Source organism: Bradyrhizobium sp. IC4060, assembly GCF_020193715.1.
In the GTDB taxonomy this organism is placed as follows: domain Bacteria; phylum Pseudomonadota; class Alphaproteobacteria; order Rhizobiales; family Xanthobacteraceae; genus Bradyrhizobium; species Bradyrhizobium yuanmingense.
Genome location: NZ_JADYVJ010000009.1, coordinates 77,458 through 91,034 on the forward strand (window position 1 = coordinate 77,458; position 13,577 = coordinate 91,034).

Consider the following 13,577-nt stretch of genomic DNA (forward strand, 5'->3'; position numbering starts at 1 on the left):
CTCGCTTAGCTCGCGGACGGGGAGGCGCATTGAGTCCTCAGTGTAGGAGCCGGCTGGACATCCTCTGAATTGGACGCCATCCGTTCGGCAAGTCGCACCTCGCGTTCTCGCAGGCACGCGCTAACCTACCTGCGGAGTCCTCCAGCACCTTGGCCACGCAATCGAGGAGCCCGGCCGATATCTCAAATGGGTCGCAAACGCGGCAGGTGACGTGTGGCAGCGAGGCTGCGGTTTACCCCCCTGCCCCCGCTCAACTCAGCAAGAATCTGCGCCTGAACCGCTAGTGTGTCCCAGCTTGTATCTAGCTGCCACCATATTGTGACTTCTACGAATTAGGACGCCGCACTCAAAGCTCAGCCCAGAGGCCGCGCCGTTATCAATATTCCGGGTGCGTCTTTCAAACATCAGCACGTTGCGTATCGCCGCACTCATGTGATCCGCAAAATTAGACGCTCAGAAAGCGGCCTGAGTCGTTTTGACTCATCAGAAGCATCTTCGCGTGCATAGAGATGTCTCCTAACATTTATGTCAACGGACGTTGTTGCAAATGTTGGAGCAGTGCATGTCAGTCACGATCAATCGCTTTGTCGCTTACTATCGCGTATCGACAGCGAAGCAGGAAGCATCTGGTCTCGGGTTAGCCGCACAGAGGTCAGCTGTTGCGGCCTACCTGAAGGAGCACGGGCAAGTCATAGCGGAGTTCAAGGAGGTTGAGAGTGGACGCCGAAGCGACAGGCCGGCCTTAGAGCGGGCCCTCGCTGCGGCCCGCGTTCATCGCGTTCCTATTGTAGTTGCCAAGGTGGATCGCCTTACAAGGTCAGTCGCGTTTCTTTCGCGGTTGTTGGAATCTGGCGTGGAAGTTCGCTTCGCCGACCTGCCCGCAATCGAAGGCCCCACTGGTCGATTCATGCTTCAACAGATGGCCGCCGTGGCGGAGCTGGAAGCGGGCCTGATCTCCACACGAACCAAGGCGGCCCTTGCAGCCGCCAAGAAGCGGGGGGTCAAGCTTGGAGGCTTCCGGGGAGTGTCGATATCCAAGGCAGCACACCTAGCAAGCAGGCTCGCCCGCGGAACGATAGCCAGCCAGCGAGCGCAGGACCTCATACCGACCATCAGAGAACTACAAGGCCAAGGGGTAACCTCCTATGAAGGGTTGGCCTGCGCACTCACCGATAGAGGTATCCCTACCTCACGAGGACATGCCGAGTGGACAGGGGTACAAGTCGCAAGGGTACTGCGAAGGGCACCACCGTCGGATAGGGGTGCGCCACAGCGGCCCACAGACTGAGTGTGGGCAGTAGAGCCAGGGCATGCGCCTTGAAACCAGCCCCCCTGTGCAAGGGCACCTTGGTGGGACCATTAGGGTACGCATGCGGATACTCGACACCCACGTTGGGGTAGCTACCGGATGAAAGAAACCCCTGCAGCACAAGCACTTCCTGGTGGGTAGGGGATCTGTGGGGGGATTGACACGATCGAGACGCTTTTCCTAGTTTGCCGCCTGCGAAGCGCAAACGGCGAAGCGGACTAGCATGATCAAGAATCTGACTCGGCCTCACCTACTCTTTCCTCATTCGAAGCACAAAGAACCGCCGCAGCGCTTCGATGGCATTGCGCCCGTTGCGTACAGTTGCATCTGGGTCAAGCCCGACAGCACACGTGTTTATCTGAATGGATACGGCGGCGAGAAATCACCCTCGGTGATGTTGGCACACGGCGTAGCGATCGGCATCGAGGAAGTCCTGAAGGACGATCCGGAGATGTCTCGCTTAGAATGCGTTATGGAGAAACTGAACTTCTGGTCGGCGCAGGAGAACACTCTGTTTCAACAGCTTCGTGAAAGTCGGACCTCCGCTGATGGGCAAGCGGCCTATAAGCGACTTTTTGAATCCCAGGCGATCGCCGACGTCAAGCCACGCCTCCCGGAAACGGCTGGCGAGCGGGCACTAATCGCCGAAACCAAAAACGTTGCCGCACGAGTTGCAGATGAAGCGTACCGAGATCGCATAGCGAATCCAGAAAGGTACAAAACGGCGGGAGTATACGTCATGCGAGATACGATCGGAGACGCGTAGCGTGGGCCCACGTTCAATCAAACAACGCCTCGGAACCGTCCAAAGGCCGCGAGGATATTATCCAGTTTGCACTTGGCAACTTCAGGCGGGAGTTGGAGAGGCACTACGGCTCTCAGATTCAGGACACTCCGTACTACTATCGACCGATCTGACGTTGGTGGATTACGAGATGCTCTTGCGCGTCGCGCTCCATCTAGCGGACTCGGTGCATGAGAAGTATCGGGTTCAATGGCAAGGCGGGTCCAGTGCTGAAGCCTAGCGGCAAGCGGGCAAAACGGCGTGCGGCCCTTAAGGAAAGCATCCGCTTAGGCCCGCTCGCAGCATCAGCCAAGTGCGCCATTCCCGGTTGCGGGCGCCCGACCATGAAGGCGGCCCGCGAAGGCCTCGCCCCTTTCCACTGTAGGCGCCACGTTGAGCACCGGCAGCGTCATGGGTCCTACTGGCGGCCGAGCTTCAAGGCTTCCGAGTTGCGGCCTTTCATCACGGCAGCGACGGCGTATGTCGGCCTTCGGGCAGCTAACGATAAGTTCATCGCCGCCGCGATTGCGGACATGGGACGGGCTCTAGAGGACGCTGGCCCGGTGGAAATTGCGACCCGCCTCAAAGGCATGTCCGCCACAAAGCGGGCCAAGATCGGACTGGCGAGGCTCCGTGTTGAAGGCGTGCCCCCGCAGCGGATTGTCTCCATTGTCCTCGCCGTCGCGGCCCTCATCAAGGCCGACGCCACAGCGCCCCGCGCAAAGGAGTTTCGGACAGTGCAAATCTGCAAGGCCGTCCACCGTCTGGCCTCCGGCACGCATCGTGTGTGGGTCCTGGAGGACCATCAGGGCAGGAAGCGGCAGGTCGAAATGCACGCCTTCCCCAAGTCCACCGGGCGGGTTCTGCGGGAGATGGGGCGCATGCTGGAAGAGCCCTGCGACTGGGTCATTGAGAAGCATGTCGCCGGCATCCTGGCCCACCGGCAGCGCTATGGACGGCCCCGCGCGGCGAGCTGATCGATGGCCGCAAGTATTCGCGGGTCGCAGCATTCCCATGAGCGATCTGGTCGGAGTGAAGCAGTGCGTGCATATCGAGGGTTCGAGCAGGCCACTTTGAACACATGCTTCACGGCCCCATGACGCAATCAGCCAACATAATGTGGTTCGATCCACTGCTCCGGGCCAAGACAGCCGAGCTTCGCTATGCAGTCTACCGCCTGCGCTATGCACTCCTGCACCACGAATCCGCGAGCGGCGCGAGGAAGCGAGCGAGGAAGGAAGCAGATGAGGAGAAGTTCGGCCTCGCCGTGGAGGCGCTGGCCTGCAACTTGATCCTGCTTAGCGCAATCGATTGCGGCCCCAAGCTCGCGGTGCCCCGGTCGCACGGCTTCCTTTGGCGGGGCGATGGCAGCGCCAACCCGGTCTACGGCCAGCACTTCTTATCCGCGATAGATGGCCTTGCATCGCTTGGCCTGATCGAGGAGGAGCAAAGGGGATATAGGCTGTCCGATAAAATGCGCGTGCCGTCGCTCATTCGACCAAGCGCATCGCTCGCTGAGCATCTTCCGCTGGCGCCACCCGATTGGCGAAGCGTCGAGCAAGTCGACGACCGCGCTCTGATCATTTTAAAAGAAGGCAAGGATGATGATGGGCGTGCCCGCGCGATTGCCTTTCGCGAGTCCGCGAAGACTCGTCAATTTTCGAGACAGGTACGGCGCATCAATGAGGGTCTGCGCAGCGCAGACATCGCGGTGACTGGTCAGGACGCCGGCCTATCTCTGGGCAAAGATGGGCAGGTCATCGCTCCCTATCGCCGCTCCCTCCGCCGGATCTTCAATAATGCCGACTGGAAACAGGGGGGCCGCCTCGCTGGTGGCTTCTGGATGGGCATGGAGCGAACCGAGCGGTTTGAGCGCATCCGGATCGATGGCGAGCGAATTGCTGATGTCGATTACAGGCAACTTTTTCCTCGCCTCGCATACGCGAGGGCCGACAAGCCGCAGCCGGAAGGTGACATCTATGACGTCGCAGGAGATGGCTCCGGCCGAGATGGCTGGAAGACGCTGATGAACGCGATGTTGTTCTCGGACGGACCTCTCCGGAATTGGCCGGAGGGCACGCTTCAGCACTTCCCCTCGGGCTTTAAACTCCGGACCGCGACCGAGATGCTAGCCGCGCGCCATCAGCCTATCGCTCATTTGTTCGGGACCGGGCTAGGCTTTCAATTGATGCGCTTCGAGAGCGATATGTTGATCGGGATCATCGCCCATCTGGCGAGCCTCGGGGTCACCGCCCTGCCACTTCATGACGCGGTGCTGGTCGCAGAATCAAAGGCCTACGTTGCGGCTGGCGCGATGCAGGCTGCGTTCAGCATGGGAACGGGATCTTCCTGCGCGATTGTTTCCATAGAATTTTGCCCACGATAACAGTCGCTTAGGGCAATACTGGGCCTTACGCCTCCGCTAATGGAGGAGGAAGCTAGAGGGGGGGAGAACTTAGAGGAGCAACCTTGGTGGGTTTATCTCTGTGGGGTCTCTAAGGATTTCCCTTCAAGTTGGGAGGGTGACACCACCCCTCCTACACGGCCACCTTTAAGGGCAATCCACTAAGGCCGAGCTTCCGGCCCCAAGGTCGATTTAGTAGGGCCACCTCTTAGTTCGGGCGAATGAGTCCCCAAGTCCCCTTATTGAGCCCCTCGATGATGAAGCAAGGGGTAGCGCGACGTAGAACCGAGCCTACTGGGTCTGCTTTGGCGGGAAGCCGACATCCGCCGCGCCACGAGCAAGGTCTGTTAAGGGCCAACCCCGACCTGCTCTAGGTTCCGTCAACGTGTCGTCCCTAAAGCTAAGAGGTGGATGACCGGTTGATGCGAAGACCACCGGGCTCATGTTGATCGTCATCCAGATCGCCGTCCCAGATATCCTGAAAGTCATCCACGCAGTCTTTTGCGGCTTCTACGCGCTCATTCATGCCGTCTGCGTCCCTTAAGCCCTGAAGGCAAGCGTCGATAGCAGCAGCTATTTGTCCGGCGAAGTCGCCATCATCATCACTTGCAGGAAAGAACGATCTTTCCCGCTTCACGGCGGAACTCCATTTCAATAGCCGCGCCTCAAACAAACCATCCACCAACTTCGATATTTTCTCCCATAGCTGCTCGACTTGCGGATCAAGTGGCTCACCTCGATGCTGTTTCGTTACCCAATACTGTAGCTCGTGCATGGAGGCTATGAACTCACAATATAAGCGTTGACGCTCAACCTTTCTGGTCGACGCATCAAGGCCCGCTTTTAGCTGCTTACAAGAGTCAGCGAACTTTTCTATTAGCTGGTTAGGGTCCATTGTTTCACCGTGATCAAGGATTGATACGAGTCGGCGGGAAGTCCTCCTTCGGCATTGCACTTTGGTCGATGGACAGTCGCTCCCAGTACATCGAAAAGGAGTCTGAAAACTTCGTGGTAATCGATGCCAGTGCTGTCGAATATGCATTCTCCAAGTTTCGGTACAATGCCGCTCGCGTCATATTAGGGGCACCGAAGATGGAGACGCGCGACCCGTCAGGCATCAAAAAATTTGCTAGCTTTATGTGTAGAAAATTATGCGGCAAAGTGTGGTGATTGGTAGGAAGAAATCGCACTTCTGCTCCCGCCTGCATCAGCGGCTCTAACCATCGATCGTACTCTTCGGGCGTGTTGTAGTACTCAGTCTCTGCGCCAGTAGGTCGCGCTCTCTTGGCCCACACTATGTCATCGTCCATGATGATCTTTACGTGGTTGCCGCGCCTCAGCGAATCCAATAGCGCGTCACGAATAATGGTAGAATTGGCATGCTGAACAATAATCTCAATTTGAACGGATGCCGAAGCAAGCGACCGCCACTCTGAGACAAATGCGTCTCGATCAAACGGTAGTAGGAATGGCTGAATGCCAGCGGAGCTTCGACGCCAGATATCACACTGCTGGTATAGCTCAGAGGCTCGTGAGAACGTCAGATCTTCAGGCTTCAGGCTGAACACGAGCCCGATGCAGGCATGCCATCTCGAAAATGCACTTGCTGAGTTTACCTCAAACGCAATTGCGTAGTCATGGAAGGCCTCCGAGTTTAGCATGGGGTTGCCGCTTCCCGTCAGGATGATCGTCGTGTCGTCTCGTTCGAACGCAGCAATTTTGACGTGAAAGCTCGAAAAATCTGCGTTTCTGCCCAACGCGCGGCTTGAAAACGGCACGGTCGCGGATTGAGCACAGCGCTCAATTTCGCGTACGCCTAATGGAGAGCGGTCTGCCTGTATCGCTACTTGAACACTAGTCGCGCCGAACGAGACTAACTGGCAGATCACGCTGGCGTATCGCGGATTGTCCATTCCATAGAAAAATAGCTGTATATGACCGAGCTTCGTGCCAAGTAGGGAACGAGTAAACTGAGTCAGGCGGTGCTCTTCGAGAGTCGAGGAGTCAGCTCTCGTACAGTACGTATTCGTGGGGTAAGACGCACCGGATATAGCGTAAGTGGCGCAAAGTGGCGGATCAGCATTGAAGTACACCATCCTTACGGAGTGTGTGTCCGAAGGTACATCCTTCTCCGATGCCTGGTTGCTTTGAGCAAAGACACTGCAGGGCAGCAAAAATAAGATGGCAAGCAGAGCAATCCTGACCGCAGCCTGCATAGCAACCGTCTCCAGACGACTCGCTAGGTAGCTCGTTCAATATCGCTTAACCTACACCAAGAAACGGAATTGGAACGACGCAACTCGCCTGAGTTGTCCTTGTCATTTTGTCGCACCCAACCGCACACCGTGAGCAACAGCGATAAGGCGAGCATCCATCGAGATAATTCAAAGGTCATCTCACATGCTGACATTGTGTGAGTGACTGCCGAAGTCCGCTTTGGATCGAGAGCGATCTTGCGCAATGCGTCGTCCCCGCAACCGGTGACGGGCCCTGCTTCCTCGCGGCCGGTGCTCAAAGTGATCAACCTGACACCGGACGAGATTTAGGACGGCCCCCGCCCCTTCCTCTGAGGCACGAGCAAGCGGTCAGGGGTCGTTTTCAGGGCCTTCGCCAAGCGGGCCAGGACGATGATGGTGCAATTGCGGGTGCCCCTCTCGACTTGGCTGACGTAGGTGCGATCTAGCCCCGCCTCTAAGGCTAAATCCTCTTGGGACAGCCCGAGCCCCTTGCGTGCCTTCCGCACGGCTTCTGCCACCACGTCAATGATTCCGGTCTCGTCATCCATCCATGGGAGCAGGCCGCCATGATGACTTTGGGTCTACGGACTATGAGTCCCATTTTTACTTGAGTGATTATGACTATCGTCTACAATTGTTGTTGCCCAGCAATGAGGAATGCCGGAATGGCCAGCACGGAGAACACTGCCCCAAAGCTATCTGAGGACGACCCCATCAAGGTTCTCTTCGATATGGCCAGCTACTGGGCCACCATCTGGGGCTTCATCGCGCTATGCCTTTGGCTCGAACATCAGGTTCTGAAGCGGCTGGATATCGAGTCGGGCGGCCTCCAAGTTGCCATCCTTCTTGTGAGCACACCGGCCATATTCTTGGCGACGGTCACTTGGATCCAGAAGACCCCCAAAGCGCGGCTGATCTTGGAGCGGGCCCGTTACGTCGTTGTCTTGGTCGTTGCGGCCTTACTCGGAGCCTATCTTCACGCGAGGCACGACAGCGATTCTTACGAGAGTCACCTGCGCGATGGTGCCATGCTCGCCTGTGCGAAGATCGCAGCCTGCAAGGAGTCGGCAACGCAATACGCCAACACCCGCTAGTGGCCAAGTGATTTCAGACTTGAACCAAGGCTCACCTGCCTAGCGCGAGATCGAGAAGCTGAGCCAACCGAACTCCCGCTTTGAGCAGTTGCTTTTTCACAACCGGCTCGTTCGCCGCCAGATACTCCTCGGAGATCGTCACACTCGCCTTTGGTCGATCGCACGAAGGGCCACTCATCACGCAATAACCCGTCGATAGCGCCCGCGCGATCGCAAATGACTCGGTCGCCCAATCTTTTGGAGTAGAGGAGAGCCACTGCGATTTCTCTTCAGGAGTCATCGCCTGAATGAGTTCATCCGCGGCGTCCGCCCAATCTGGACCTATCGAATAGAGCACCAAACAATTGTCCCACACGGCGTGCAAGTTCTTACATTCACCGCTGGAGACGATTTTGTTTCCTCCACGGTCGTCCTCGAAGGAAACATGAAGCGGTTGATGCACATCGCCGACCCAATGCCCCAAAGACTTAAGCGCTATCAGTCGCTTCGAATCGTCTTCGCTCGTAGAAGATAAGATTTGCGTGTCGCTTCGTATGGCGGATAGGACGCACACATCCGCTTTAGGGCACTCGTCGGCTAAAAACCCGCCAGCATCTCTGGCTAGATTTACGAAATGCTCCGGGGCCCGAATGCGTGGATTGTCCGGAAATGTGCAAGAGTCTGGGAAGCTTTTGAATCGCGCATCTAGGGCAATGAGCCTTTCAATTTCGGCTCTCGTATCTTGCCGCACGAGCTTGAAGGCGATTTCGCAAATTGCTTGATGACCCTTGTCACCCCAAGCGTGGGCTTCGGAGTAGGACCAGCAGAAAGCCAACGCGGCAACAAGCAATCGACCCACCGGCATCCCTCGCATAGCGACCTCTCACGCATCGAAGCATTCTTTTTGGAAGACGGCAAACACGACAAGAACTTAGACCACCATGCTCGGAAACTTAGCAATGGCGTTTGCCTTCGCCTTGATGGTAACGTCCCCGTAACCCTCCGAGACGTTGTGCGGCGCATGCCCCTGAATGGCATCCAGCACGCGCATCTCGACGCCCTGATCAATTCCCACAGTCTTGAAGCGATGGCGCCAGCCGTGGCTTGGATCAACGTTCTTATCCTTCCACCTCACGCACGAACGCATTAACCTTGTTACGCGCCGTCTTCACCGCATTGCGCACGCCTAGCTCACCGGCCTTGGGGTCAATGAACACTCAGCGGACAGTCCAAGCTGGAATAGTTCACGGGGGCCTGTTTCGCACACTCCGGTGAACCAATGGACGTGGTAATGGTCGATACCATCCAAAGGGGGATTGCTTACCGATGTCGATCGGTAGAGCTTTGGTCCGCAAGGTGGGGACCAGAGGCTGATGGACCGAGAGGCGAAGATCGGACTGTTAGGAGAGTTGGCGGTCGAATTGCAGCTGGCCAAACACGGTTGGCACCCGGTGAGGCTGGACACCGCACAAATGGCTTCCAATGCTGATCTGATTGCCGTTAAGGGAAAGCGGCGGGTAACGATTCAGGTCAAGACGACGGACTTCGAAAAGCAAAGCCGCAGTGGCAATTGGATGGGCTTTGGATATTCGACAAATTACCTTCGCGATAGCAAGAGCTTCTTCAATTCAAAGGACAGTCCTCTCCTGGCTGATATAGTTGTCGCTGTTGGCTATATTGAAAATGCATGCAAGTTCGTCGTCTTACCGGTGGCTCTTGCGGAGAAGCTCTGCCGACGCCACGCCAACTACTGGTTTGGTGTACCGGCACGAAAACGGGAGACCTTGAAGCTGGGCAAGCGGAGCTTCACTTTCCCGATCTATCTCTGCTTCAGCGCCAACCGCAAGACGCATCGAGGTCATCATGAACAGATGAAGCGCAATTTGCAGGCATTCGTTGATAGATGGGACCTGTTGGACGTGCCAATTGAGAAGCTGCACAAGCGGACGCTTTGGCCGCTACTGCGGTGAGCGCAGCTGCCGAGCTGGCCAGACAAGTCCATCGGGGCGCCTATCTCAGAGTCCGTCAGACACCGAACTCATATTTCATAGCGCGGATATTTGGCGAGTGCAGCCGCTTGGTCCTCAAGCTCGACACCATGATATCCATCCGCAACGGTGCGCCCTTCAAGGGCATGCCCAGAAATCACATCCAGCGTTCGCCGATCTATGCCAGCCCTCGTGCCAATCGGCTTGAAGCGGTGTCTCCAGCCATGGTTCGGCGCAACACCTTTGTCCGTGACTATCTCGCGTGCAAACTCCGCAAGTCGATTCTTGATGCCTTGGAGGGGCCCAAGCACATCGCCGTCATTGGCGGGGCGAAGGAAAAGGTGGCCGGGAGGCGCCGACTTTACAAACTCCACAAAGCCGGTGTCGATAAGGTGAGGATGGAGAACCACGTCTCGCGCTTCGTTGGTCTTCACGGTTCCTGCCTCAGGTGTAACCGTCAGATACCAAATGTCCTTGCTCCGTTTGAGGTCCTCCTTCCTCAGTTGGGCCATTTCACCTACTCGGGCGCCCGAGTACGCCATAAGCCAGGGGACCCAGCGTTTCGCCGCAAAGGTCTCCGATTGCTCGCGGCCCCGCTTCACATGCAGACTTGCCGTAAGGATGGCTTTGGCTTCTTGTTCGGTAAACGCCTTGCTGCGCAGCTTGCGAGGCTTCGAAGCTTTGAGTGTGACGCCCTCAGCGGGATTGCTGTGCATCTTTCCATTGGCCACGGCCCAGCCAAACACAGCCTTCAGCCCGGAGAGGTCATTGTCCTTCACTGTCTTCGCAGTGATTGGACGCTTAGTGCGGGGATTGATGGTTGCCAGACGATGATCCTTGAAGCCGATCACGTCATCTTTGGTCACCCTGCTGCAATCATCATGACCAAGAAACGCAACGAAAGCCGCCATTGAGTTGCTATAGCTCTCGTGGGTGCTGGGCTTGAGGTTGCGGGCCTTTGCCTCCACCCACCACCCTTCGACCAATGAGACCAGCGAGCCAGCTTTCATGGCCGTCCGTTGCGGGGGAATGGCGGTGACTGCGTTCGGTCCGACCCATGCAGGGAAGCGCTCTGACCTCGGGTCAGGAGAATAATCTCCCCGAGCATTTCGCAAGCGAACTTCAAACGCATCACGCAGCGCTAGCCAAAACGCCTTCAGCAGCAGACCACGAGACGCGGTGTCAACGCAGCGTATGCCTTCAGACAACAACAAGCGATCAACAAGACGGCCTAGGTGAATCTCTAGGTTCGCAACTTCGGGGCACTCGTCGGCGGGAGGAAGGTGGTCGAGGTCTACCGGGTTGCGCAGTGGCCTCGGCTTATCCATTTCATGCTTGCCGATGGTCTCCAGCCGCACGAGACGCACGAGGGCCGCCTCGAAGATAGCAGCGTCATCCTCAGGATCGTGGGGTACCGGGTGCATCTTGCCGTCCGGTCCCTGCTCTACGGCATGCGTACGCTCGCGTCCTTCGCCTCCGGCCCATGCTCTGTAGAGGCGCCCGGCCAAAGCCGTTGCTTGAGCGTTGGTGAGGGAGGTCGGGCTGTTGTCTCGAAAGGCGCGAAGGATCCGCTCGAAGTATTGGTCAGCCGCCGCAATCCTTTGCTTCACGACGGCGGGATCATCGGCACGCAGGGAGAACCTAATGGCCTGCGCTCGGGGCGAGATCGTTACAGCATGCGTTTCATCACCAACAGGAAAGTGCAGCGTCCGGCCAATCAGCCGCTCCCGCACATCCACCGGAATTCGCCGCACGTAGAGTTGAAATCGCGAGCCATCGCGCTTCATTGGTCGCACCACCCGATACAGCATGTTGCTCACCGTTGTTACACAGTCAGGCGAGCGCAAGTCACTGTAAGGGCTTAAGTTATTGAAGGGAAACGAACCTTCAAGAGCATGGTGCCCAGGGGCGGAATCGAACCACCGACACTGCGATTTTCAGTCGCATGCTCTACCAACTGAGCTACCTGGGCGTGCTCCAAGAGAGGGGCCAAAGCCCATCGAGCGGGCGGTTTATAGTGGGCTCGGAGCGGCCTGTCCACCCGGCTTCGCCAAGTGGCTGCGCCGGGCGCGGCCCTTCTGTGCACAAGATCGGGCGGGGTTGCTGCGGCTGCCGCTCGGCGCTTCAGCGAGGCAATTAAAGCTTTGATACAGCTCGATTATTCGACGTCGTCGGTTTCGTCGTCGCGGCCGGGGATGACGTAGGAGCCCTTCAGCCAGCGGTTCAGGTCGACGTCGCGACAGCGCGAGGAGCAGAACGGACGGGTGGCCTGCGTCTGCGGCTTGCCGCAGATCGGGCAGGTTTTGAGCGGGCCGGTGGGCTTGTTGACTTGGTCGTCCATGGATGTCGGCAGCTTACACGGGGTGACGGGGTTCAAGAGCCTGCCCGGAAACGGGTTCCCGGTGCAGCTGCGCATGCGCCGCTGGTCGGACCCGGCGGGGCCATTCTACTGTGCATGGGGTTGTTTTCGAGGTTTTTGTCGGCGCGGCCCTTGGGCTCACACCGTGGTGGTATTGAGCCAGCCGAAGCGGATCGGAAAGCCCTCGCCGCCGAGCAGTGTCGTGGTCTCGTAGAGCGGCAGGCCGACGACATTGGTGTAGGACCCGACCATCTTAACCACGAAGGATCCGGCGATGCCCTGCACTGCGTAGCCGCCGGCTTTCCCGCGCCATTCGCCAGAGCCGATATAGGCCTGGATGTCGTCCTCGGAGAGGCGCTTGAAGCGCACGCGGGTCTCGACCAGGCGCTGGCGGAACGCCTCGCGCGGCGTGACCAGGCAGATCGCGGTGTAGACGCGGTGGTTGCGGCCCGACAGCAGCCGCAGGCACTGCGCGGCCTCGTCGACCAGATTGGCCTTGGGCAGGATGCGGCGGCCGACCGCCACCACCGTGTCGGCGGCGAGGATGAAGGCGCCGCGCAGCTCGTCGTCGAGCTGCACCGACTTCAGCGCAGCGTCGGCCTTGGCTCTGGCCAGCCGGTTGGCACAGGCGCGCGGCAGCTCGCCCCGCCTCGGCGTCTCGTCGACGTCGGCCGGCCGGAGCGCATCCGGCTCGATGCCGGCCTGGTTGAGCAGCGACAGCCGACGCGGCGAGCCGGAGGCAAGTACGAATTTGGGGCGGCCAAGCATCAGGTGATTTGGAAGATGAGGCAGGGGTGAATTGCGCGCGGAACCTATCGGAAGGGGGCTGATTTCACAACCCGGGAACCGGAGTTTGGTGATTCGAGGTATCCGCCACGGCTGTGCCTGCTCTCTGTGACGCGGGTGTTACGGCGGGCTGACGCTACCCGCTCGCCGCGCCGACCTTGGCGAAGCGCCGCCGGATGCGCATCAGGAGCTGATCACAGACCTCGCGATAGGCAGCTAACTTCTGGTCGCGGCTGCCTTCGATGGTGGTGGGATCCTGCGTCGGCCAGTATTCGACCTCGGCCGCGAGCGTTCGCGTCAGCTCCAGCGCCTTGTGATGCGCCTCGGGCGAGAGCGTGATGATGAGGTCGAAATTCAGTCCCTCCCAATCCTCCAGCTCCTCGAAGGTCTGCGGCTTGTGGCCGGAGATGTCCTGGCCGAGCTCGCCCATCACGGCCACGGCGAAGGGATCGAGCTCGCCCTTCTTGGTGCCGGCCGACTTCACATAGAGCCCTTGCGGAAACATGTGCTGCAACAGGCTCGCGGCCATCGGCGAGCGCACGCTGTTCATCGCACAGGCGAACAGCACCGACTGAGGATCGCGTGCGCGTGGCGGATCCGCCATCGCGCTCAGCCTCTTTTGATAGAGGGCATGGCC

General features: G+C 58.4%; 15 protein-coding genes and 1 tRNA gene. 6 read left to right on the forward strand and 10 right to left on the reverse strand.

From position 1 onward, the window contains the following. Window positions 1-547: 547 nt before the first annotated feature. The 4 genes from I6F16_RS25845 (at window position 548) to I6F16_RS25860 (ending at window position 4,479) form a co-directional block, all read left to right on the forward strand. On the forward strand, window positions 548-1,288 hold the full coding sequence (locus tag I6F16_RS25845) for a recombinase family protein (RefSeq protein WP_225174116.1): 741 nt from the start codon (window positions 548-550) through the stop codon (window positions 1,286-1,288). 244 nt (window positions 1,289-1,532) lie between these two features. Further along, the gene (locus I6F16_RS25850; RefSeq protein WP_225174117.1) at window positions 1,533-2,075 is read left to right on the forward strand and encodes a hypothetical protein; all 543 of its coding nucleotides are present in this window, start codon (window positions 1,533-1,535) and stop codon (window positions 2,073-2,075) included. Between the two features lie 362 nt (window positions 2,076-2,437). Then, window positions 2,438-3,070 carry a hypothetical protein gene (locus tag I6F16_RS25855; RefSeq protein ID WP_225174118.1) on the forward strand — a complete coding sequence of 211 codons (633 nt, stop codon included), beginning with the start codon at window positions 2,438-2,440 and terminating at the stop codon, window positions 3,068-3,070. Window positions 3,071-3,189: 119 nt separating this feature from the next. Then, window positions 3,190-4,479: a hypothetical protein gene (locus I6F16_RS25860; protein ID WP_225174119.1), complete on the forward strand. Its 1,290-nt coding sequence runs from the start codon at window positions 3,190-3,192 to the stop codon at window positions 4,477-4,479. Between the two features lie 418 nt (window positions 4,480-4,897). Here the strand turns inward: I6F16_RS25860 and I6F16_RS25865 are convergent, their stop codons facing one another. From I6F16_RS25865 to I6F16_RS25875, 3 genes are all read right to left on the reverse strand, one after another. Then, on the reverse strand, window positions 4,898-5,392 hold the full coding sequence (locus tag I6F16_RS25865) for a hypothetical protein (protein ID WP_225174120.1): 495 nt from the start codon (window positions 5,390-5,392) through the stop codon (window positions 4,898-4,900). A gap of 13 nt (window positions 5,393-5,405) precedes the next feature. Next, the gene (locus tag I6F16_RS25870; RefSeq protein WP_225174121.1) at window positions 5,406-6,713 is read right to left on the reverse strand and encodes a phospholipase D-like domain-containing protein; all 1,308 of its coding nucleotides are present in this window, start codon (window positions 6,711-6,713) and stop codon (window positions 5,406-5,408) included. Window positions 6,714-7,039: 326 nt separating this feature from the next. Continuing rightward, window positions 7,040-7,282: a helix-turn-helix transcriptional regulator gene (locus I6F16_RS25875; RefSeq protein ID WP_225174122.1), complete on the reverse strand. Its 243-nt coding sequence runs from the start codon at window positions 7,280-7,282 to the stop codon at window positions 7,040-7,042. A gap of 117 nt (window positions 7,283-7,399) precedes the next feature. On the opposite strand from I6F16_RS25875, the gene I6F16_RS25880 reads away from it, so the two are divergent. Continuing rightward, entirely contained in the window at window positions 7,400-7,828 is a 429-nt protein-coding gene (locus tag I6F16_RS25880) for a hypothetical protein (RefSeq protein WP_225174123.1), read from the forward strand. Window positions 7,829-7,859: 31 nt separating this feature from the next. Here I6F16_RS25880 and I6F16_RS25885 read toward each other — a convergent pair whose 3' ends face one another. Further along, window positions 7,860-8,666 (reverse strand): S1/P1 nuclease, encoded by an 807-nt coding sequence (locus tag I6F16_RS25885; protein ID WP_225174124.1) that lies wholly within the window; start codon window positions 8,664-8,666, stop codon window positions 7,860-7,862. A gap of 72 nt (window positions 8,667-8,738) precedes the next feature. Then, window positions 8,739-8,942 carry a hypothetical protein gene (locus I6F16_RS25890; RefSeq protein ID WP_225174125.1) on the reverse strand — a complete coding sequence of 68 codons (204 nt, stop codon included), beginning with the start codon at window positions 8,940-8,942 and terminating at the stop codon, window positions 8,739-8,741. Window positions 8,943-9,180: 238 nt separating this feature from the next. On the opposite strand from I6F16_RS25890, the gene I6F16_RS25895 reads away from it, so the two are divergent. Next, window positions 9,181-9,777, forward strand: coding sequence for a hypothetical protein (locus tag I6F16_RS25895; protein WP_225174126.1), 597 nt, complete (start codon window positions 9,181-9,183; stop codon window positions 9,775-9,777). A 68-nt stretch (window positions 9,778-9,845) separates the two neighbouring features. On the opposite strand, the gene I6F16_RS25900 is transcribed toward I6F16_RS25895, so the two are convergent. From I6F16_RS25900 to I6F16_RS25920, 5 genes are all read right to left on the reverse strand, one after another. Continuing rightward, window positions 9,846-11,606, reverse strand: a complete 1,761-nt coding sequence (locus tag I6F16_RS25900; protein WP_225174127.1) for a site-specific integrase — start codon at window positions 11,604-11,606, stop codon at window positions 9,846-9,848. Window positions 11,607-11,691: 85 nt separating this feature from the next. Next, window positions 11,692-11,767, reverse strand: a tRNA-Phe gene (locus I6F16_RS25905). A gap of 186 nt (window positions 11,768-11,953) precedes the next feature. After that, window positions 11,954-12,136, reverse strand: a complete 183-nt coding sequence (yacG, locus tag I6F16_RS25910; RefSeq protein WP_036027000.1) for a DNA gyrase inhibitor YacG — start codon at window positions 12,134-12,136, stop codon at window positions 11,954-11,956. A gap of 156 nt (window positions 12,137-12,292) precedes the next feature. After that, complete coding sequence (locus I6F16_RS25915) at window positions 12,293-12,922, reverse strand: Maf-like protein (protein WP_225113370.1); 630 nt, start codon at window positions 12,920-12,922, stop codon at window positions 12,293-12,295. A gap of 154 nt (window positions 12,923-13,076) precedes the next feature. Further along, entirely contained in the window at window positions 13,077-13,544 is a 468-nt protein-coding gene (locus tag I6F16_RS25920) for an arsenate reductase ArsC (protein WP_036026992.1), read from the reverse strand. Window positions 13,545-13,577 lie beyond the last annotated feature (33 nt).